The organism is Streptomyces sp. NPDC052396, from assembly GCF_044593195.1.
Lineage (GTDB): Bacteria > Actinomycetota > Actinomycetes > Streptomycetales > Streptomycetaceae > Streptomyces.
Window position 1 is genome coordinate 25,546 of sequence record NZ_JBIUAW010000006.1, and the last position, 19,527, is coordinate 45,072.

The following is a 19,527-nucleotide window of genomic DNA, read 5'->3' on the forward strand; positions in this document are numbered from 1 at the left end:
GTGCGCAAAGTGTGGGTTGTCGGAGGGATCGGCGTCGGCGCGGTGGCGTCGTTCGTTGCGCTGCTCCTGTTCGCCACCTACATGATCGCGGCGAACATGGGAGGCGGGCTGGGCGTCGGCAATCTCGGGCTGGCCAAGGGCGCGGCACCGGCCGAGTACCAGCCGATGATAGAGAAATGGGGCAACCTCTGCCCCGCCATCAGCCCGCCGCTGCTGGCCGCGCAGTTGTACACCGAGAGCAGCTGGGACCCCAAGGCGCAGAGCCGCGCCGGAGCGCTCGGCCTCGCCCAGTTCATCCCCGAAACCTGGGCCCAATACGGCGTCAGCGCCACCGGAACCGGCAAACCAGACATCTGGAACCCCGCGGATGCCATCGCGTCCGCGGCCACCTATGACTGTGCGCTCGCCAAGGACGTCAAGGGTGTTCCCGGTGACGCCACCAACAACATGCTCGCCGCGTACAACGCGGGCGCGTATCGCGTCATCAGCGCCGGCGGGGTGCCCGCCATCAGTGAGACCCAGGGCTATGTGAAGGACATCAGGAGCCTGGAGAAGTCCTTCGCCCGCCCGGTGGGCCGGGTGGCGCCCTCGCAACAGGCGGCCGGGGCCATCTACTTCGCCCAGGAGCAGCTGGGCAAGCCGTATCTGTGGGGCGGCGAGGGCGGCAAGGAGGACAACGGGCGCTTTGACTGCTCGGGGCTGACCAAGGCGTCCTATGCCTCGGTCGGGATCGAGCTGCCGCGGGTGGCCAACGACCAGTGGAATGCCGGGCCGCACCCCAAGCGTGACGAACTGATGCCGGGGGACCTGGTCTTCTTCGCGAACGATCTCAACGACCCGCGCAGCATTCACCATGTGGGTCTGTATGTCGGCGGGGGATACATGATCAACGCGCCGCATCCGGGGGCCGTGATCCGGTTCGACAAAATCGACACACCGGACTACATCGGTGCCACTCGTGTGACCGATGCGGGGGCGAAGGCGTTGCCCAAACCGAACAGCGTATGAACCCCGGGCCGCGCCGTTCCGTCCCTGGTCACCCTTGGATAACGTCCTGGTGATCATTGAGTGGAGAGTGGAACGCCGGGTGGGAGCGGCGCGTTCCATGGGGTGGTTGGACCGTGCCCGTCGCATGGACGGGTGCATGGACCACGGGGGTCGGACAGCTGCATTAGGTGACAGGCGACAGATAGGGGCCACGCATATGCCCGGAGCGATGATGGGCTTTCCCCTGGCGGAGGCCGGCGGCGGCTCCAGCGGCGCCAATCCGGATGTCAGCCTGCTCTATGACATCAACGGCCTGGCCAAGGACGCCCCCGGCTGGTTCGACCACACCATGGCCTTTGTCGGCGAGTACGGGATCGTGCTGGGCATGGCCGTGCTGATGGCCGTCGCCTGGTGGAGCGTACGGCGCGACCGGGACTCGGCCTCGGGCATGGCGGCCCTGCTGTGGGCGCCGCTGGCCGCGGGGCTGGCGCTGCTGGTCAATATGCCGATCCGGGACTTCGTACGGCGGCCCCGCCCCGCTCTGCAACACCAGGGGCTGGACCTCCTGGTGAAGGGAAAGACCGACTTCTCCTTCGTCAGCGACCACGCCACCTTAACCATGGCGCTGGGCGTGGGCCTGTTTGTCGCACACCGCAGGTATGGGCTGATCGGCATCGGCCTGGCGTTCCTGGAAGCCTTCTGCCGGGTGTTCATGGGGGTGCACTACCCCACGGATGTGATCGGCGGACTGGCCCTGGGCACCGCGGTGGTGCTGCTGCTCGCACCGGTGGCGATGATGCTGCTCACCCCGGTGGTACGGCGGATCGGTGTGTCCAGGGCCGCCCCGCTGGTGCGCTCCCGGCGGCGGCCGGCGCGGCTGTCCGTACCGGAGGCGGATGGTGCGGTGGACGCGGCGCGTTCCCGGCACCAAGACAACGGGCTGGCGGCGTAGCGGGATCGCCGCGCCGGCCGTGAGGTTGGGTTGCCGCGGGCCGTCTGTGGCTGGTCGCGCTCACGCGGCGGAGCCGCATAGGGCGGCTGCCCCGCGCCCCTGATGGGGCGCGCGGTACCGCATCGCTCAGAGGGCCTGGGGGAAGTCGAAGACGCGGCTGGGGTCGTACTGCCGCTTGAGCTTGGTGAGCCGGTCGGCCGCGTCCCCGTAGTACGCGGTGCGCCAGTTCTTCAGGGTGGGGTCGGTGTAGTTCTGGTAGGCGGCGCCGGAGGCGTGGCGCCGCATGGCCGACTGGATGCCGTCCAGCCAGGCGGTCTGGGTGGTGCCGGACCTCGCGGCGGACCAGGAGGTCAGGTACTGGGCCAGGAAGCGGGAACGGCGGTGGACGAAGGCGGTGTCCAGCGGCTTGACCCGGTTGACGGCGCCGCCGAGCGCGGTGAGCTGGACCGAGGCGCCGCCACTGCCGCCCTGTCGGCTGAATCGTTCCAGCTGGTCCAACAGCGCGCGGGTGCCCGCTGAGTTGAGGGAGCGGTCGTAGAAGTCGGAGCGGGCCGCATAGGTTTCGCGGTCCAGCTGTCCGGAGCGGTCGCGGCCGGGGGTGCGGCCCGGGAGGTGGCTCTGGGCCAGGGTCTTGTCCGAGCAGCCGGCGTAGGCGCGCATGCTGTCCAGGTAGGAGCGGCGGTGCAGGGAGACCTTCGCCTTGGTGCCGCCGACCTTGCTCACCAGTTTGTCCATGGCGTTGGCCAGTTCGCCCTGGGAGCCCAGGCTGAAGGCGGCCACGGATATGTGCGGGGTGCCGCCGGCGCTCGCGGACAGGTCGCAGGCGGACCACACGGCGTCCGGCTGGCTGGGCCCCCACTCCTGCCAGGCGCGCAGCACCTCGGCCGCCTTGGACCAGGGCCAGCTGACATAGGCGCTGACGCCCTCGCCCACCCGGTGGGTACGGAACCGCAGTTCGGTGACCACGCCGAAGTTGCCGTTGCCGGCGCCGCGCAGGGCCCAGAAGAGGTCGGCGTGGTTCTTGGCGTCACAGTCCACGGTCTTGCCGTCGGCGGTGACCAGGGTGGCGCCGGTCAGGCTGTCGCAGGCCAGGCCGAAGGCGCGGGAGAGCACGCCGTGACCGCCGCCCAGGGTGAGGCCGGAGACGCCCACGGTGGGGCAGGAGCCGCCGGGGATGGTCACGCCATGCCCGGCCAGGCCGGTGTAGACATCGATGAGTTTGGCGCCGGCGCCCACGACGGCGGTGGTGGCGGAGGGGGTGCGCACGGTCTTCAGCCGGGAGACGTCAATGATCAGTCGGTCCGTGCCGCCGGACCAACCGGCGTAGCTGTGGCCGCCGTTGCGGATGGCGACCGGTACCTTGTAGCGGCGGGCGAAGGCCAGGCAGGAGGCGATGTCGCCGGTGCCCTGGACATAGGCGATGCCGGCCGGCCGCTGGCCGTCGAAGCGGGTGTTGTAGAGCTGGCGGGCGGTGGCGTAGTCGGCGTCGCCGGGCCGGATCAGGCCGCCGGCCAGGCCCTTGCCCAGGGCGGTCCAGTCGGCGGCCTTGGGGGTGGTGGTCCTGGGAGTGGGGGTCTTGGCGGAGGGCGCGGCGGTGGCCGGGGTTCCGGTGGCCCAGGTGCCGGTGACCGCCAGGCCGGTGGCGGCCGTCAGCAGGGTGCGGCGGTTGATGGACGGCTTGGGTGCGGACGGCCTGGATATGGACGGCCTGGATATGGACATGCGTGCCCCCAATGGAACGGTGATCCCCGGCTTGTTGATCACTGAGATGCCCGGGAACGGGGGGTTGGTTCCGTTGGTTCCGTTGGCGCCCTTGGCACCCCTGGGCATTCATGGCCCAAGGGGTGGGTCGCGGTCAGTGTCCGAGCTGCGCGCGGTGGGCGTCGGCGTCGGCACGGGCCAGTGAACGGGCCCGCCGGGCCGGGCCGTACCAGCCGCAGGTGCAGCGGGCCGTGCAGAAAGGACCGCGCTCGGTGGTGCTGATGTGGTGGCCCGCGGGGAGGTGAGCGGGCGATGGCTCGGCCATGGCCCCCACGCTACCCGGCCGTGACGGCGGTGTGCGCACGGTCGTTGAACCGGCGGGTTCATGGTGGTTCTGGTGATTCGCATGAGTTGGCGGGTTTTCGCGAATTCTCATGGGTTCTCACGGGATTTCGGCAGGGGCTGAGGGCTGATGGCGGTGCGGGGTCATGGACGGGGTCGGGTCGCGGCCACGGTGGCCCTGGGGGTGCTGCTGGGTGGCTGCGCGCTGCCGGGGGAGCGGGACGGGGGCGCGGGTTCGGCGGAGTTGACGGGCAGCGCCGAGGATCCGGCCCGGGCCCTGGCGGCGGTACGGGCGGTGCCGGCCGTCCTGGCCAAGGCCGGCGGAGCATGGGTGCGCACCTCCATGGAAACGGTGAGCGGCGGCACCCGGCTGACCATCCGGGGCACCGGGGTCTATGACTTCGCCCGCCCGGCAGGGCAGTTGACGGTGCTGGCGCCGGGGGACGCGGCGGGAACGGTCGAACACCGGCCCGTCACCGAGGTGTTCATCCCCGGGGCGCTGTATATGAAGAACCGGGGTGCCGGGGTGCCCGCCGACAAGTGGGTCCGGCTGGAGACCGGGGCGCTGCGCGACGGGGACCTGCTCACCAGCGGGGCCACCGATCCGCTGGCGGCGGCCGAACTGCTGGCCGGGGCAAGGGAGGTGGCATATCTCCGGGACGAGGGCGTGGACGGGGTGCGGGTGCGCCACTACTGGGGGACGGTGGATCTGAGGGACGCGGCCCGGCGGGCCCCGGCGCGGGACCGGGCGGTGCTGCTGGCGGCCGCGAAGGGGTTCTCCGGTGGCACGGTGGCCTTTGACGCCTGCCTTGACGAGCGGGGCCGGGCCCGGGTGTTGCGCTACCGGTTCCGGGTGCGCAACCGTGACGCACGGGGCAGGGCGCTGCCGGGAACGGTGATGTCCACCGTGGAACTGGTCTCTTTCGGGGCGGTACGGCCGGACGTTCGGCTGCCGGTTCCCGGAGATATCTATGCGGGAAGGGTCGCGGCGCCGCAGAAATAGCGCGGGGCAGCGTAGTTGGCCATGGAAATGGTCCTTCTGTGCCATGCGCGGAGTCTGTGCCGATCCCTAACCTGGAGGCGGGAACGCAAGACCCGAGGAGGTGAATCACGTGGTTTCGCGACGCGGTTCGTCGGGCGGACCGGATCCCGTGGCCCTCATCGAGATCGATCTCTACGGGGAGTTGATGATCGCCGCGTCCAGCGCGCAGGAGGAGCGGCTCAGCCCGGACCGTATCGATGAGGTGCTCCGGGTGGTCCGGCTCCGGCGGTCAGGTGAGGGTGCGGCGGAGGGCTGAACGGGGCGTCCGGCCCAGTGGTGCGAGGACGCCCCTGGGGGTGCGGGGCGGTTCGGTCGCATGGGAGAGCCGCCCCGCGCCCCTTACCGGGGCTAGGAGCGCAGCAGCCGCGCCACCGCGGCCGTCGCCTCGGCGACCTTGGCGTCGATCTCGTCCCCGCCCTTGATCGCGGCGTCGGCCACGCAGTGCCGCAGGTGTTCCTGGAGCAGCTGGAGCGCGAAGGACTGCAGGGCCTTGGTGCCCGCCGAGACCTGGGTGAGTATGTCTATGCAGTAGACGTCTTCCTCGACCATGCGCTGCAGGCCGCGGATCTGCCCCTCGATGCGGCGCAGCCGCTTGAGGTGCGCTTCCTTGTCATGGCTGTAGCCATGCGGGCCGGTGTGGGTGGGGGCGTCCTGGCCGTGGCAGGCGCCCGTGCCGCCGTCGGCGGTCTCCGTGGTGGTCATGGCACCCTCCGTGTTCCGCGCGGCAACGCGCCCTTATACCTCACCGGAATACCCCTATGGGGTATAGCGTACTGGAATTCATGACCGGGGGCGGTACCGGTTTCCCCAGCACTGTGCCCGATGGGCGACACTGAGGGAATGCCAGTTAGCTGTGGCCCGATGATGCGCCTAGCATCAACGAGACCGAATCCGCTGCACCCCGAGGATCCCACGTGCGCTTTCGTCTGACCCCCAGGGAGACGAGCTTCTACGACATGTTCGCCGCGTCCGCGGACAACATCGTCACGGGCTCCAAGCTCCTGATGGAAATGCTCGGTGCGGACTCGTCCGGCCGGGCCGAGATCGCCGAGCGGATGCGGGCAGCGGAGCACGCCGGGGATGACGCGACGCACGCGATCTTCCACCAGCTGAACTCCTCTTTCATCACGCCGTTCGACCGTGAGGACATCTATGCCCTCGCGTCCTCGCTCGACGACATCATGGACTTCATGGAAGAGGCCGTCGACCTGGTGGTTCTCTACCAGATCGAGGACCTGCCCAAGGGCGTGGAACAGCAGATCGAGGTGCTGGCACGGGCCGCGGAGCTGACCGCCGAGGCCATGCCCAACCTGCGCACCATGACGAATCTCACGGAGTACTGGATCGAGGTCAACCGGCTGGAGAACCAGGCGGACCAGATCCACCGCAAGCTCCTCGCGCAGCTCTTCAATGGCAAGTACGACGCCATCGAGGTGCTCAAGCTCAAGCAGATCGTGGATGTGCTGGAGGAGGCGGCGGACGCTTTCGAGCACGTCGCCAATACGGTCGAGACCATCGCGGTCAAGGAGTCCTGACCCCCGGTGGATACGTTTGCGCTTGTCGTGACCATCGCGGTCGCGCTCGGCTTCGCCTATACCAACGGCTTCCATGACTCCGCCAACGCCATCGCGACCTCGGTGTCGACGCGGGCGCTGACCCCGCGTGCGGCCTTGGCCATGGCGGCAGTGATGAATCTCGCCGGTGCCTTCCTGGGCAGCGGGGTCGCCAAGACGGTCAGTGAGGGCCTGATCGCGACGCCCACCGGCAATCAGGGGATGCTGATCCTGTTCTCCGCGCTGATCGGTGCGGTGGTCTGGAACCTGGTCACCTGGTACTTCGGCCTGCCGTCGTCGTCCAGCCACGCGCTGTTCGGCGGCCTGGTCGGCGCCGCGCTCGCCGGGTCGACGACCGTTCACTGGTCGGGCGTCTGGGACAAGGTCGTGCTGCCGATGTTCCTCTCGCCGCTGGTGGGCCTGGTCCTCGGCTACTTCGTCATGGTCGCCCTGCTGTGGCTGTTCCGCCGGGCCAACCCGCACAAGGCCAAGCGCGGCTTCCGGATCGCGCAGACCGTCTCCGCGGCGGGCATGGCGCTCGGCCATGGCCTCCAGGACGCCCAGAAGACCATGGGTGTCGTGGTGATGGCCCTGGTCATCGGCGGTGTGGAGAGCCAGGGCGATCCCATTCCGGTCTGGGTCAAGCTGGTCTCCGCGCTGATGCTCTCGCTGGGCACCTACGCGGGCGGCTGGCGGATCATGCGGACGCTGGGCCGGCGGATCATCGAGCTGGACCCGCCGCAGGGCTTCGCGGCCGAGACCACGGGCGCGGCCGTCATGTTCACCACCGCCTTTATGTTCAAGGCGCCGATCTCCACCACGCATGTGATCACCTCGGCGATCATGGGCGTCGGGGCGACCAAGCGGGTCAACGCGGTGCGCTGGGGTGTCGCCAAGAACATCATCCTGGGCTGGTTCATCACCATGCCGGCCGCGGCGGGGGTCGCCGCGCTGGTCTACTGGGTGGGGAAGCTGGCCTTCGGCTGATCCGCCTTCGGCCGACCTGCCGCCGAGCACGAGAACGGGCCCGCCCCTGCGCCCCAGGGGCGGGCCCTTCGTCTCGCGGCGGCACCGCCAAGCAGCGCCGTGAGACGAGCCCTGGTCAGCCGAAGCGTCCGGAGATGTAGTCCTCGGTGGCCTGGACCGAGGGGTTGGAGAAGATCCGCGCCGTGTCGTCGATCTCGACCAGCTTGCCGGGCTGGCCGACCCCGGCCAGGTTGAAGAAGGCGGTGCGGTCCGAGACCCGGGCCGCCTGCTGCATGTTGTGCGTCACGATGACGATCGTGAACCGCTCCTTGAGCTCGCCGATCAGGTCCTCGACGGCGAGGGTGGAGATCGGGTCGAGCGCCGAGCAGGGCTCGTCCATCAGCAGCACCTGGGGCTCCACGGCGATGGCCCGGGCGATGCACAGCCGCTGCTGCTGGCCGCCGGAGAGTCCGGCACCCGGCTTGTCCAGGCGGTCCTTGACCTCGTTCCAGAGGTTGGCGCCCTTGAGGGACTTCTCCACGATGCCGTCCAGCTCGGACTTGCGCACCCGGCCGCCGTTGAGGCGGATGCCGGCCGCCACGTTCTCGTAGATGGACATGGTGGGGAAGGGGTTGGGCCGCTGGAAGACCATGCCGACCACCCGGCGCACCGAGACCGGGTCCACGCCCTGGCCGTAGAGGTTCTCCTCGTCCAGCAGCACCTTGCCCTCCACCCGGCCGCCGGGGGTGACCTCGTGCATACGGTTGAGGGTGCGCAGGAAGGTGGACTTGCCGCAGCCGGAGGGGCCGATGAAGGCGGTCACCGAGCGGGGCTCGACGGTCATCGAGATGTCGTCGATGGCCTTGTGGCTGCCGTAGTAGGCGGAGAGGCCGCTGACGTCGATTCGCTTGGCCATGGGGATCACTGCTCTTTCGTAAAACCGCCGTCAGCGGCCGGACTTGGGGGCCTTCCAGCGGGCGATGCCGCGGGCGACCAGGTTGAGGATCATGACGAAGGCGATCAGCACCAGGGCCGCCGCCCAGGCGCGGTCGTAGCTGGCCGCGTTGCCGGCCGCCCACTGCTCGTAGATGTAGTACGGCAGCGAGGACTGGGCCCCGTTGAAGGGATCGGTGTTGATCATCTGGGAGCCGAAGACCAGCAGCACGATCGGCGCGGTCTCGCCGGCGATGCGGGCGACGGCCAGCATCACGCCGGTGGCGATGCCGCCGATCGCGGTGGGCAGCACCACCTTGAGGATGGTGCGCCACTTGGGCACGCCCAGCGCCAGCGAGGCCTCGCGCAGCTCGTTGGGGACCAGCTTCAGCATCTCCTCGGTGGACCGGACCACCACCGGCATCATCAGGATGGCCAGCGCCATCGATCCGGCGAAGCCGGAGTAGCTGAAGTCCAGCATGATGATCCAGAAGCTGAGGACGAACAGGCCGGCCACGATCGACGGGATGCCGGTCATCACGTCCACGAAGAAGGTGACCGCCTTGGCCAGCTTGCCCCGCCCGTACTCCACCAGGTAGACGGCGGTCAGCAGGCCGATGGGGGCGGCGATGGCGGTGGCCAGGCCGACCTGTTCCAGGGTGCCGATGATGGCGTGGTAGACGCCGCCGCCGGGCTGGATGGTGAGCACTCCGGCCATGGAGTGGCTGAGGAAGCGCCCGTCCAGCACCTTGCTGCCGCGGTCGACGGTCTCCCAGATCAGCGAGACCAGGGGGACCACGGCCAGCAGGAAGCAGGCCCAGACCAGGCTGGTGGCCAGCCGGTCCTTGGCCTGCCGGCGGCCCTCCACAAAGGCGGTCACCGCGTAGGTGGCGACGATGAAGAGGGCTCCGGCGATCAGGCCCCACTGGACCTTGTTGCCCAGTCCGGCGGCCAGGCCGATGGCGGTGGCCACCGCGATGGCGCCGACCGCCAGGGCCGCGGGGGCCCAGCGGGGCAGCCGGGGACGGTGCAGGCTGACCGCGGGCAGGGGCGCGAGGTCGGCGGCCATGGGCTGGCCGATCGTCATGTCGCTCATGCCGTGTACTCCTTGCGGCGCGCGATGATCAGCCGGGCGGCGCCGTTGACCAGCAGGGTCAGGACGAACAGGACCAGGCCGGAGGCGATCAGCGCGTCCTTGCCCATGTCACCGGACTCCTTGAAGGAACTGGCGATGTTCTGGGCGAAGGTGCCGCCGCCCGGGTCGAGCAGGCTCTTGGAGATCAGGAAGCTGGGGGACAGCACGGTCGCCACGGCCATGGTCTCGCCCAGCGCCCGGCCCAGGCCGAGCATGGAGGCGCTGATCACGCCGGAGCGGCCGAAGGGCAGCACGGACATCCGGATGACCTCCCAGCGGGTGGCGCCCAGGGCCAGCGCGGCCTCCTCGTGGATCCGCGGGACCTGGCGGAAGACCTCGCGGCTGACGCTGGTGACGATCGGCAGGATCATGATCGCCAGCAGGATGCCGATGGTCAGCAGCGAGCGCGCGGCGCCGCCGTTGTAGGAGAGCACCCCGGTCCAGCCGAACCAGTCGTTCAGCCAGGTGTAGAGGCCGGTCAGATGCGGCACCAGGAACAGCGCGCCCCACAGGCCGTAGACGATGGACGGCACCGCGGCCAGCAGGTCGATGACATACGACAGCGGGGCGGCCAGCTTGCGCGGCGCGTAGTGGGTGATGAACAGCGCGATGCCGATGGCGACCGGGACGGCGATCAGCATCGCGATCAGCGAGCTGACCACGGTGCCGAAGGCCAGCACCGCGATGCCGAAGACCGGCGTGGTGTCGTTGGCGTGCCACTCGAAGGTGGTGAGGAAGTTGCCGTGGTCCTTGGAGATGGCGCTGGCGGCGCGGACCGTGAGGAAGGCCGCTATGGCGGCCATGATCACCAGCAGCAGCACTCCGGAGCCTCGGGAGAGACCGAGGAAGATCCGGTCGCCGATCCGGGAGGCGGGCTTGGCGGTCTTGAGGGGCGGGGCTGGAGGTTCGGGGCTTATGTCCATGTCATCCACGGGAGTCTCCGGTCTGCGGAGCCGGGCGCCGGCCCGGCTCCGGCGCGGCGGTGCACCGGATGGTGCGGCCCGTCGCCGGGACGGGCCGCACTCGGGTCAGGAGGTCAGGAGAGGCCGGCGATGTTCTCGCGGACCTTCTGGGCGATCTCGGCGGGCAGCGGGGCGTAGCCCAGGCCCTTGAGCACCGACTGGCCGTCCTCACTGGCGATGTAGGTGAGGAAGGACTTGGCGGCCGGGAGGGTGTCCGACTTGTTGCCCTTGTCGCCGATGACCTCGTAGGTGACCAGGGTGAGCGGGTAGGCGCCCTCGGCCTTGGTGTTGTAGTTGAGCTTCAGGGAGAGGTCCTTGCCGGTGCCCACGATCTTCGCCTCGGCGATGGCCTTGGAGGCGTTGTCGCTGGTGGCCTCGACCGGGGTGGAGGCTCCGGTGTTGAGCTTCACCGTGTGGATGTTGTTGGCGGTGGCGTAGGACAGCTCGAAGTAGGAGATGGCGCCCTTGGTCTGGTTGACCTGGGAGGAGACTCCGGCCGAACCGTCCGCGGACTGGCCGCCCTTGACCGGCCACGCCTTGGCGGGGGCGTAGGACCAGGAGCTGCCGGCCGCCGCCTTGAGGTACTTGGTGAAGTTGTCGGTGGTGCCCGACTCATCGGAGCGGTGGAAGGGCTGGATCTTCAGATCGGGGAGCTTGGCGCCGGAGTTGAGCTTGGCGATCGCCGGGTCGTTCCACTTCTCGATCTTGCCGTCGAAGATCTTGGCGAGGGTGTCGGCGTCCAGCACCAGGCTGTCCACGCCCGGGACGTTGTAGCCGATGGCGATGGGGCCGCCCACCATGGGCAGGTCGATGCCCTGGCCGCCCTTGACCACGTCCTTGGACTTGGTGACCTCCTCCGGCTTCAGCGGGGAGTCGGAGCCGGCGAAGGCGGTCTTGCCGGAGAGGAACTCCTGGATGCCGGCGCCGGATCCGGTGGCCTTGTAGTTGATCTGGATGTCCGGGCAGGCCTGGGTGAAGTTCTTCACCCACAGGTCCATGGCGTTCTTCTGCGCGGACGAGCCGGAGGCCAGCAGCTGGCCCTTGCCCTCGCACTTGATCTTGCCGGCGGCCTTGGTGGAGCCGTTGCCCCCGCTGCCGTTGTCGCTGTTGTTGTCGGAGCCGCACGCCGTGAGGACCAGGGCGCTGGAGACGGCGATGGCGCCGAGAGCGACGGCCCGGAGCCGGTTCTTGCGCTGAAGCTTCACTTTCTGGTGTTCCTTCCAGAGGCCGCCGCTGGGGCGGCGTGCGAGAGGTCCTTGACTGACTACGGCCGAAATTAAGCAGATCAGGTGAAGGGGTCGATGGGGTGAGGTGAACTGGGGGTGAACCTCGTCGGTCGGTGTGGTGGCCGCCCCGGCTGCCCGGTGAACTCCGGGAATTGTGACGCAGATCTCTGTCGGTTTCGCCGTGGCCGTGACACGATCCGGTCCTTGCGTGGCGATAAGTGATGGCGCGGGGGACGAGTCGCGGAGGTTTCCGGTGGGGTGGATCGGAGAGGACGCCGCGCTTGCGGGCGGGACGGCCGGAGCTGGCGCCGGGCACGGCGGGACGGGCAGGTCCCGCGGCGCGCGCGCGGCGCGCGGCAGACGGCTACTGACCGCGACGGCGCTGGTCTGCGCGCTGACCACGCTGGCCGCCCCGGCCGTCGCCTGGGCCGACCCGACGCCTCCGGAGCAGCCGGCCAAGAGCGCCGAGCAGCGCCGGCTGGAAGAGGTCCACAGCCAGGTGGAGACCCTCTACCGGCAGGCCGAGTCGGCCACCGACGCCTATAACGCGGCGGATGAGCAGACCCGGCTGCAGCAGAAGAACGTCACCGAGCTGACCAAGAAGGTGGCCGACGCCCAGCACCGGGTGGACACCCTGCAGAACCAGATCGGCGCCCTGGCCCGGGCCCAGTACCGCGAGGGCGGGATGCCCCCGCAGGCCCGGCTGCTGCTCGCCGACTCCCCGGAGGCGTTCCTCGAAGGCCTGGTGACCACCCACAACGGCCAGGAGGCCACCCGGCTGCTGCTGGCCGAGGCCCGGACGGCCAAGTACGAGCTGGACGGCTATGCCAAGGCGGCCGGCGAGCGCTGGAAGCTGCTGGACGCCGAGAAGAAGAAAAAGGCGGACGCCAAGAAGGACATCGAGGCCAAGCTGAAGGCCGCCCAGGACCTGGAGTCCAAGCTGGCCGCCCAGGAGAAGGAGCGGCTGCGCAAGCTGGAGGAGGACCAGGCCCGCCAGGCGCAGCGCCAGTGGCTGGCCTCCGACCCGCTCAAGGGCCTGGACCTCAAGGGCCTGGACGCGGCCTCCCCGGCGGGCCGGCGGGCGGTGGAGTTCGCCACCGCGCAGATAGGCAAGGACTACGTCTGGGGCGCGGTGGGGCCCCAGACCTATGACTGCTCCGGGCTCACCTCCACCGCCTGGGCGTCGGCCGGCCACCCGATACCCCGTACCTCGCAGGAGCAGTGGCAGCAGCTGCCCAAGGTGGACCTGAAGGACATGCGCCCCGGCGACCTGATCATTTACTTCCAGGACGCCAGCCATGTGGCGATGTATGTGGGCAACGGCACCATCGTGCACGCTCCCCGGCCGGGCCGGCAGGTGACGCTGGCCGGGGCCGGCTCGATGCCGATCCTGGGCGTGGTCCGGCCGGGCTGACGGACTGGCCGACGGACTGGCCGGCGGACGGTCCGGCCGTGCCCGGTGGGTGTGCTGTGACGGTGTGACGTGGCAGACGTGACCGCACTCTCACCCGGTCCACGAACACCCGCCTGGGGCGTGACCTTGGTCATGCCCGGCTTTATCCTCTGCTGCCCCAAAAGCGCCTTTGGCGACGGCATATGACAGAGGCGGGTGGCTCCGTACCATTCCGTTGGCCCGCGCCCGCCCGCTAGGGTCACGTCCGGTGCCGCCCCGAAACGCGGCGCCGCCCTCGGGGGGAGGGAAAGGAAAAACGACGATGATGCCCGTATCCGTGCCGCGGCCCGCGGAGCGGACCGCCGCACTGCCTGACGGCGGGCTGACTCTGCTGGTCATCGAGAACGACCCGGCCGGTTCGCTGTCCATGCCGGACGTGGCGGAGATGACCTCCGCCTCCGGCAAGCCGGTCCGTATCCGCACGGCCCGCAACCTCACCGAGGCCGAGCGCCTGCTCACCCCGGACGTCCAGTGCATCCTGCTGGACCTCGCCCTGCCCACCGCGGACGGGACCGCCGACGAGCTGGCCACCCTGCGCCAAGTGCTGCGGCTGGCCCCGCGCCAGGCCGTGCTGGCCCTCACCGCCCAGGGGGACGCCGAACGCGGCGCCGAGGCGGTCCGGGTCGGCGCCCAGGACTACCTCTTCCGCGATGAACTGGACGGCCGGGTGCTCAGCCGGGCCATCCGCTACGCCGTGGAGCGCAAGCGCGCCGACTGCGCCCAGCGCCAGCTCACCGAGTCCTTCCTGCACGCCCAGGAGAACGCCCGCCTGGAGCGCGGGCTGCTGCCCACCCCGCTGCTGGCCGGCTCCGAGCTGCGCTTCGCCGCCCGCTACCGGCCGGGCCGCAGCCGTGCCCTGCTGGGCGGCGACTTCTACGACACCGTACGGACCCCCGACGGCACCGTGCACGCCATGATCGGCGACGTCTGCGGCCATGGCCCCGACGAGGCCGCGCTGGGCGTCGAACTGCGCATTGCCTGGCGGACGTTGACCCTGGCCGGGCTCTCCGGCGACCGGCTGCTGAGCACCCTGCAGCAGGTGCTGGAACATGAGCGGTCGGACGAGGAGATCTTCGCCACCCTGTGCACCGTGGACATCGCCCCGCACGGCCGCTCGGCCGCCCTGCGGCTGGCCGGCCACCCGGCCCCGCTGCTGGCCGCCGCCGGGGAGCCGGCCCGCCTGCTGCCCCAGTACGGCGGACCGGCGCTGGGCCTGCTGCCGCAGACCCACTGGCCCTGCCTGGATGTCCAACTCGGCGATTCCTGGAGCCTGATGCTCTACACCGACGGCCTGATCGAGGGCCGGGTCGGCGATGACGCCCGGCGGCTGGGCCAGGAGGGCATGGTGGAGATGGTCGCCCGTCAGCTCAAGGAGGGGCTGCGTGGCGAGGAGCTGCTGGACGCCACGGTCGCCGAGGTGCACGCCCTCAACGGCGGGGAGCTGACCGACGACCTGGCCATGGTCCTGCTGGACCGCTGACGGCCGGCCGCCCCAACTCCCGGCTCAGCGACCGCCGTTGTACGGACCGTAGGGGCCGTCCGAGCTGGAGCCGCGCCGCCGCGGGCCGCGCCCGGACACCTGCTTGAGCGCCGGGCGCACATCCACGAAGTAGACGATGGCGGCGATCAGCCCCAGGATCGGCAGGAAGTTCAGGATGCCGAAGAAGATGTGCACCGCCACCGCGATGCCCAGCACGATCAGCCAGAAGCCCTTGTTCTGCTTGTCGGCGGCCCGGTAGGCGTCCTCGCGGCGCACGGCGGCATCGATGAAGGCCGCCAGCGTGAACACCAGCAGCCCGATGGAGACGAAGTACAGAACCTGGCCGAAGCCTTCTACCAGCATGCCGCCCACCTCTTGTCCGTCTTCTGGCATTGGCGCGTAGTCAGCCCTGCTGCCCACCGTACCGGGAGAACGGCCCGGACACGGGCGGGGTGCCCGGACCGTTCCCTTCCGTCACGGCTCCATGCTCACTGCTCCTTGGGCTCCGCCCGCTTGGCGGCGGGCTTGCGGGCCGTGGTCTTGCGCGCGGCGGGCCGGGCGGCGTCCTCCTGGGGCTCGTCCGCGGGCTCCGTCTTGGCCTCTGCCGCGGCCGGCTCGGTGGCCACCGGGGTCTCGGCGGCCGGCGCGGCCGGCTCGCCCCGCCAGGTCTTCACGGCCTCCCGGCCGCGCTCGGCCAGCTTGTCGCGCGTCTCACCGGCCCTGGCCGCATAGCCCACGGCCGCCCCCACGCCTTGCAGCGCCAGGTCCTGCACCTGCTGGCCCAGCTTCTTCAGGTCGGTGTCCAGGCTGCCGACCATGCGGATCGCCTTGTCGCTGAACTGCGCCTGGGCCTCCTTGGCCCCCTTGGTCACCCGCTGCCCCAGCTCCCTGGGGTCCGTCCGGCGCAGCTGCTCCAGCCGCGCGGGCGCCTCGGCGGCCAGCTGCCCGAGCTTCTCGGCGGTGAGGTCCGCGGCCCCGGCCGCCGCGTAGGCGGTGTCAATGGTCGCCTTGCGGATGTCCTGAGTGATCGCCATGGCGTCGTTCTCCCGTCTGGTCAGCTGGAAGGCTTGCTGTCGTCGTCCTTCGGGAGCCCGTTCTCCCTGCGGAAGGACTCATAGATCTCGAGCAGCACCTGCTTCTGCCGCTCGTTGATTGAGGGATCGGCGAGGATCACGCTGCGCACCTCCGCCTCGTCCCGGTCCCGCTCATCGAGGATCCCGGCCTGTACATAGAGCGTCTCCGCGGAGATCCGCAGCGCCTTGGCGATCTGCTGCAGGATCTCGGCGCTGGGCTTGCGCAGGCCGCGCTCGATCTGACTGAGGTACGGGTTGGACACTCCTGCCGCGTCAGCGAGTTGACGCAGCGTCAGCTGGGCGTTGCGCCGTTGCTCGCGCAGGTACTCGCCGAGGTTGCCGACGTTGAGTGAGGCCATGGGGCCGATGCTGGCGCATCTTGCTAACTTTTGCAAGCGGATGCTTGCAGAAGTCTCGGTTTACAGAGCATCCGCATCGTGCTCGACAAGGGACAGCTCGGATACCAGCGCGCGGGCGGTGTCGGCGAAGTACTGCTCGTCGGCATCGGGGGCGAGGCCGAGGGTGACGCCCTGGCTGAGGCCGACGAACAGTGCCCTGAGCGCGGTGGTCAGGCGTTGTGCCTGATGCGATGTCACCACGCGCCCGCTGTGCGGTCTCCCCGTGAACAGCGCGATCAGGTGGTTCTCCTGCGACCGGATGGACGTGGCCAGCTGGGCCCCCAGCTCGGGGTCGTGCAAGGCCATATCCAGCAGGGTGATCTGGAGCGAAAGGCCGGCCAGCGCGTCGGGGGCGTCACAGCTGCGCCGGTAGTACCTGGCGAAGGCGTCGACCGCTTCGAGTAGATCCAGTTCGGCCGGCACCGCCTGCTCGATCTCCTCGTAGTACGGCCGCAGATAGTCGGCGACGAGGGCGACCACCAGGCCGTTTTTGCTCCCGAACAGGGAGTAGACGGCGCCGGTGGTCAGCCCGGCGCGTTCCACGATCTCATCGAGCCTGGCCCGGTACCCGTCTCGGGAAACGACCTGGAACGCGGCATCCAGCAAGGCGCGGCGGTTGCGTTCCCTGGCCTCCGCTCTCGTCATTCTCATAATTTGATTATTGCCGTAATCTCGTTATGGAACCAGTCGGGACGGGCTGCAAGGGGGAACGTTCATGGCCCAGGTTGTTGCACCGCGGGTGACCCGCCGGACGGTGGGGGTCATCGCCGATGGCGCCTTCAAGGTGGTGCTCGCCGCTGTCTTTATCGCCGGCGCCGCGCCGCTCGGCCGGCTGCTCGGGACGCCCGCCTGGCTGCTGGTGGTCTCCGGCGTGGCCCTGCTGATCGGCGGTGGCATCGAGATCGGATATACCCGCAGCCGGTCGACTGCCACTTACACGCGGCTCATGGTCGCCTACGACAGCGGCTGGGTGCTGGCGGCCCTCGCTGGTTTCCTGATGGCGTGGCGGGGCAGCGGCGCCGGAGGTGAAGTGTGGATCGGGTACCAGACGGCGGCCCCCCTCGTGTTCGCCGCACTGCTGGCCGCCGCCACTCCCGCGAAGATGTGAAGACCTCCTGCGGCCTTCCGGGCTGAACCCGGCAGGTTCACTCCTGCGGGTGGCGCATCCCGCCTCTCCCGGCAGGACCGCGAGCGGTGCCCGTAGCGTGTGTGGGCCGAGACGAGGACGCACGGTAGGTGATGTCGGTGCTCGTGCCGCACTCGACGGCGGTCGACGATGGCTTGGCTCTCGCGCTCATCGACCCGGCGGGCCGTATCGGTTGGTGGACCTCCGGGGCGCAGGCGCTGACCGGCCACCCGCCGTCCGAGATCATCGGTTGTGATCTGTCGGTGCTCGCCGACCGGCCGGCCGGCCACGGCGGTGAACTCGTCGCCCGGCTGGTGCGGGCTGGTGGCGGTGTCCGCACGGACTGGCTGCGGTGCTCCGACGGCACCTGCCGCAGCGTCCGGTGGCATGCCGTGCCGGTCCCGCTCGCCGCCGGTGCGGGTCTGCTCGCGGTGGCCGGTCATGACGAGCGGCGGGTCCACCGAGGCGATCCCGCGGCGGCCGACCTCCTTCTGCACTCCGCACCGGTCGGCCTGGCCGTCCTCGACAAGGACCTGCGGTACCGCTTTGTCAACGACGCCCTCGCCCGGCTCAACGGTCTGCCCGTCAGCGCGCATCTGGGCCGCCGCATCCTGGACGTCCTCGATCTGCCCGACCCACGAGCGTACGAGGACATGCTGCGACGGGTGTCCGAAGACGGCGAGACCATCGGCAATCTGCAGGTGGCCGCGGTCAGACCCGATGGCACTCCATACGCGGCCAGGGGAACCCTCTTCCCGCTCAGGAGCGCCGATGGCCGCATCGTGGGCCAGGCCGGGGTGGTGCATGACCTGGGCAGTACGAGGGCGGAGTTGCTGGACACCACGCGAAGCCAGCGCCGCCTGGAACTGCTCAGCCGGATCAGCGCCGGCCTCAGCCAGGGGCTGGATGTGGCGAGCGTCGCGGCGAAGCTGTCCGCGGTCTGTACCCCGGCGTTCGTCCGGACTGTCACCGTCGATCTCCTCGCGAGCGCGGTGCGGCCGGACCCGGACCCGCCGGTGTGCGCCGCGACGGCACCCGCCCGACCATGGGTCCATCCGCTGAGCGCCTCGGCCGGCAGCGGCCCGGACCGGCCGGAGCGGGATCTGCCGCGGCCCCTGGTGGCAACGGGCCCGGTGAGTGAGTGCATCCGCTCGGCCGAGGTGGTGGCCTTTTGTGTGGCCGAGGCCCGGGAAGGGCCGCACCATGCCATCGCCGTACCGCTCCTGGCCGCCGGGCAGGTCCTGGGAGCGGTCACCTTCGCCAGACCCGGCGGATTCGATCCCGACGATGTCCTCACGATGCGCGACATCACCGCCCGCACCGCGATGGCCATCGACAACGCCCTGCTCTACCGGCGGGAAAGGCTGGCCGCGCTGGCTCTCCAGCGCCAGCTGCTGCCCGCGCGCCTGCCCGACATCCCCTGGGCCGAGTCAGCACATCGCTATCTCCCCGCCCAGAACGGGACCCTGGCCGGCGGTGACTGGTACGACGCCGTGCGACTCCCCGGCGGCCGTATCGGGCTGACCGTCGGTGACGTCATGGGGCACGGGCTGGGCGCGGCCGCGGCCATGGGCCGCTATCGCTCTTCCGCTCGTGCTCTGCTGGCCGTGGGCCTGGAGCCCGGCCAGCTCCTCACCCGGCTGGACGGGCTGGGCGGCGGGGCGGACAACGACCTCCCGGCGACCTGTGTCTGCGTGGTCTACGACGGCGTCACCGGAGACCTCCGGCTCGCGCTGGCCGGACACCCGCCGCCGCTGCTGATCCACCCGGACGGATCGGCGGACACACTGGCGGCCGACCCGGGGCCGCCGGTGGGCATGGCCCTTGACCATGTCTATGAGGACGCCCGCCATGCCGTCCCGCCCGGCAGCCTGCTTGTCCTCTACACCGACGGCATGATCGAAGACCGCAGCACGCTGCTGGACCTCGACCAGGGGATCGCCATGCTCCGCCGGGCGGTTCAGCGCACCCAGGCTTCCCTGGACGAGGTCTGTGACGCTCTCCTGGCGGTGCGCCCCGCCAACTCGGCGGATGACGCCACCCTGTTAGTGGCCCGGCTCGACCGCGTCCAGCCGGTGGCCGTGGCCGGCGGTGCCGCACGTGCGGCCAACTAGCGTGCTGCGTCGCACTGGTGCAGGCGCCGGCCGGTCGGGGTGCGTTTCAGGCGCGGGTCGTTCGTGGCTGGTCACGCCCACGCG

The 19,527-nt window shown here is 70.1% G+C and carries 21 protein-coding genes; 10 read left to right on the plus strand and 11 right to left on the minus strand.

Annotation, left to right across the window (positions count from 1 at the left end; translation table 11 throughout):
• The gene (locus tag ACIHFE_RS16630; protein ID WP_400107083.1) at positions 1-1,008 is read left to right on the plus strand and encodes an NlpC/P60 family protein; all 1,008 of its coding nucleotides are present in this window, start codon (positions 1-3) and stop codon (positions 1,006-1,008) included.
• A 196-nt stretch (positions 1,009-1,204) separates the two neighbouring features.
• A complete protein-coding gene (locus tag ACIHFE_RS16635) occupies positions 1,205-1,939 on the plus strand; it encodes a phosphatase PAP2 family protein (RefSeq protein WP_400107085.1) in 735 nt (244 codons plus the stop codon).
• A gap of 126 nt (positions 1,940-2,065) precedes the next feature.
• Here ACIHFE_RS16635 and ACIHFE_RS16640 read toward each other — a convergent pair whose 3' ends face one another.
• Both ACIHFE_RS16640 and ACIHFE_RS16645 read right to left on the minus strand, forming a co-directional pair.
• Positions 2,066-3,610, minus strand: coding sequence for an FAD-binding oxidoreductase (locus ACIHFE_RS16640; RefSeq protein ID WP_400108001.1), 1,545 nt, complete (start codon positions 3,608-3,610; stop codon positions 2,066-2,068).
• A 184-nt stretch (positions 3,611-3,794) separates the two neighbouring features.
• Positions 3,795-3,965 carry a hypothetical protein gene (locus ACIHFE_RS16645; RefSeq protein ID WP_400107087.1) on the minus strand — a complete coding sequence of 57 codons (171 nt, stop codon included), beginning with the start codon at positions 3,963-3,965 and terminating at the stop codon, positions 3,795-3,797.
• Positions 3,966-4,112: 147 nt separating this feature from the next.
• On the opposite strand from ACIHFE_RS16645, the gene ACIHFE_RS16650 reads away from it, so the two are divergent.
• Positions 4,113-4,985 carry a hypothetical protein gene (locus ACIHFE_RS16650; RefSeq protein ID WP_400107089.1) on the plus strand — a complete coding sequence of 291 codons (873 nt, stop codon included), beginning with the start codon at positions 4,113-4,115 and terminating at the stop codon, positions 4,983-4,985.
• Positions 4,986-5,094: 109 nt separating this feature from the next.
• Positions 5,095-5,280 (plus strand): hypothetical protein, encoded by a 186-nt coding sequence (locus tag ACIHFE_RS16655; protein ID WP_400107091.1) that lies wholly within the window; start codon positions 5,095-5,097, stop codon positions 5,278-5,280.
• Positions 5,281-5,372: 92 nt separating this feature from the next.
• Here the strand turns inward: ACIHFE_RS16655 and ACIHFE_RS16660 are convergent, their stop codons facing one another.
• On the minus strand, positions 5,373-5,726 hold the full coding sequence (locus tag ACIHFE_RS16660) for a metal-sensitive transcriptional regulator (RefSeq protein ID WP_400107093.1): 354 nt from the start codon (positions 5,724-5,726) through the stop codon (positions 5,373-5,375).
• Between the two features lie 212 nt (positions 5,727-5,938).
• Between ACIHFE_RS16660 and ACIHFE_RS16665 the strand changes: the two genes are divergently transcribed.
• Together ACIHFE_RS16665 and ACIHFE_RS16670 are read left to right on the plus strand one after the other, a co-directional pair.
• Complete coding sequence (locus tag ACIHFE_RS16665) at positions 5,939-6,559, plus strand: DUF47 domain-containing protein (protein ID WP_400107095.1); 621 nt, start codon at positions 5,939-5,941, stop codon at positions 6,557-6,559.
• Positions 6,560-6,565: 6 nt separating this feature from the next.
• Complete coding sequence (locus tag ACIHFE_RS16670) at positions 6,566-7,564, plus strand: anion permease (RefSeq protein WP_400107097.1); 999 nt, start codon at positions 6,566-6,568, stop codon at positions 7,562-7,564.
• A gap of 115 nt (positions 7,565-7,679) precedes the next feature.
• Here the strand turns inward: ACIHFE_RS16670 and pstB are convergent, their stop codons facing one another.
• The 4 genes from pstB to pstS all read right to left on the minus strand — a co-directional run bounded on the left by pstB (position 7,680) and on the right by pstS (position 11,778).
• Positions 7,680-8,459, minus strand: coding sequence for a phosphate ABC transporter ATP-binding protein PstB (gene pstB, locus ACIHFE_RS16675; RefSeq protein ID WP_400107099.1), 780 nt, complete (start codon positions 8,457-8,459; stop codon positions 7,680-7,682).
• A 30-nt stretch (positions 8,460-8,489) separates the two neighbouring features.
• Positions 8,490-9,572, minus strand: coding sequence for a phosphate ABC transporter permease PstA (pstA, locus tag ACIHFE_RS16680; protein WP_400107101.1), 1,083 nt, complete (start codon positions 9,570-9,572; stop codon positions 8,490-8,492).
• A complete protein-coding gene (gene pstC / locus ACIHFE_RS16685) occupies positions 9,569-10,534 on the minus strand; it encodes a phosphate ABC transporter permease subunit PstC (RefSeq protein WP_400108003.1) in 966 nt (321 codons plus the stop codon). Before pstC ends, pstA begins: the two co-directional genes overlap by 4 nt.
• A 113-nt stretch (positions 10,535-10,647) precedes the next feature.
• A complete protein-coding gene (gene pstS / locus ACIHFE_RS16690; RefSeq protein ID WP_400107103.1) occupies positions 10,648-11,778 on the minus strand; it encodes a phosphate ABC transporter substrate-binding protein PstS in 1,131 nt (376 codons plus the stop codon).
• A gap of 274 nt (positions 11,779-12,052) precedes the next feature.
• Between pstS and ACIHFE_RS16695 the strand changes: the two genes are divergently transcribed.
• Entirely contained in the window at positions 12,053-13,213 is a 1,161-nt protein-coding gene (locus ACIHFE_RS16695; protein ID WP_400107105.1) for an NlpC/P60 family protein, read from the plus strand.
• Positions 13,214-13,517: 304 nt separating this feature from the next.
• Positions 13,518-14,732: a PP2C family protein-serine/threonine phosphatase gene (locus ACIHFE_RS16700; RefSeq protein WP_400108005.1), complete on the plus strand. Its 1,215-nt coding sequence runs from the start codon at positions 13,518-13,520 to the stop codon at positions 14,730-14,732.
• 24 nt (positions 14,733-14,756) lie between these two features.
• On the opposite strand, the gene ACIHFE_RS16705 is transcribed toward ACIHFE_RS16700, so the two are convergent.
• From ACIHFE_RS16705 to ACIHFE_RS16720, 4 genes are all read right to left on the minus strand, one after another.
• A complete protein-coding gene (locus ACIHFE_RS16705) occupies positions 14,757-15,095 on the minus strand; it encodes a DUF2516 family protein (RefSeq protein ID WP_400107107.1) in 339 nt (112 codons plus the stop codon).
• 125 nt (positions 15,096-15,220) lie between these two features.
• Positions 15,221-15,766, minus strand: coding sequence for a hypothetical protein (locus tag ACIHFE_RS16710; protein WP_400107109.1), 546 nt, complete (start codon positions 15,764-15,766; stop codon positions 15,221-15,223).
• A 20-nt stretch (positions 15,767-15,786) separates the two neighbouring features.
• Positions 15,787-16,164 (minus strand): helix-turn-helix domain-containing protein, encoded by a 378-nt coding sequence (locus tag ACIHFE_RS16715; RefSeq protein ID WP_400107110.1) that lies wholly within the window; start codon positions 16,162-16,164, stop codon positions 15,787-15,789.
• Positions 16,165-16,224: 60 nt separating this feature from the next.
• The gene (locus ACIHFE_RS16720; RefSeq protein WP_400107112.1) at positions 16,225-16,848 is read right to left on the minus strand and encodes a TetR/AcrR family transcriptional regulator; all 624 of its coding nucleotides are present in this window, start codon (positions 16,846-16,848) and stop codon (positions 16,225-16,227) included.
• A 70-nt stretch (positions 16,849-16,918) separates the two neighbouring features.
• Here ACIHFE_RS16720 and ACIHFE_RS16725 point away from each other — a divergent pair, with 70 nt between their 5' ends.
• Entirely contained in the window at positions 16,919-17,311 is a 393-nt protein-coding gene (locus ACIHFE_RS16725) for a hypothetical protein (protein WP_400107114.1), read from the plus strand.
• A gap of 131 nt (positions 17,312-17,442) precedes the next feature.
• Positions 17,443-19,443 (plus strand): SpoIIE family protein phosphatase, encoded by a 2,001-nt coding sequence (locus tag ACIHFE_RS16730; protein ID WP_400107116.1) that lies wholly within the window; start codon positions 17,443-17,445, stop codon positions 19,441-19,443.
• Positions 19,444-19,527 lie beyond the last annotated feature (84 nt).

Coding starts and splice junctions, on each gene's coding strand:
- ACIHFE_RS16635 (WP_400107085.1), top strand. CDS start 1,205: ATGCCCGGAGCGATGATGGGCTTTCCCCTGGCGGAGGCCGGCGGCGGC.
- ACIHFE_RS16645 (WP_400107087.1), bottom strand. CDS start 3,965: ATGGCCGAGCCATCGCCCGCTCACCTCCCCGCGGGCCACCACATCAGC.
- ACIHFE_RS16650 (WP_400107089.1), top strand. CDS start 4,113: ATGGCGGTGCGGGGTCATGGACGGGGTCGGGTCGCGGCCACGGTGGCC.
- ACIHFE_RS16660 (WP_400107093.1), bottom strand. CDS start 5,726: ATGACCACCACGGAGACCGCCGACGGCGGCACGGGCGCCTGCCACGGC.
- pstB (WP_400107099.1), bottom strand. CDS start 8,459: ATGGCCAAGCGAATCGACGTCAGCGGCCTCTCCGCCTACTACGGCAGC.
- pstA (WP_400107101.1), bottom strand. CDS start 9,572: ATGAGCGACATGACGATCGGCCAGCCCATGGCCGCCGACCTCGCGCCC.
- pstC (WP_400108003.1), bottom strand. CDS start 10,534: ATGGACATAAGCCCCGAACCTCCAGCCCCGCCCCTCAAGACCGCCAAG.
- ACIHFE_RS16700 (WP_400108005.1), top strand. CDS start 13,518: ATGCCCGTATCCGTGCCGCGGCCCGCGGAGCGGACCGCCGCACTGCCT.
- ACIHFE_RS16705 (WP_400107107.1), bottom strand. CDS start 15,095: ATGCTGGTAGAAGGCTTCGGCCAGGTTCTGTACTTCGTCTCCATCGGG.
- ACIHFE_RS16710 (WP_400107109.1), bottom strand. CDS start 15,766: ATGGCGATCACTCAGGACATCCGCAAGGCGACCATTGACACCGCCTAC.
- ACIHFE_RS16715 (WP_400107110.1), bottom strand. CDS start 16,164: ATGGCCTCACTCAACGTCGGCAACCTCGGCGAGTACCTGCGCGAGCAA.
- ACIHFE_RS16720 (WP_400107112.1), bottom strand. CDS start 16,848: ATGACGAGAGCGGAGGCCAGGGAACGCAACCGCCGCGCCTTGCTGGAT.
- ACIHFE_RS16725 (WP_400107114.1), top strand. CDS start 16,919: ATGGCCCAGGTTGTTGCACCGCGGGTGACCCGCCGGACGGTGGGGGTC.
- ACIHFE_RS16730 (WP_400107116.1), top strand. CDS start 17,443: ATGTCGGTGCTCGTGCCGCACTCGACGGCGGTCGACGATGGCTTGGCT.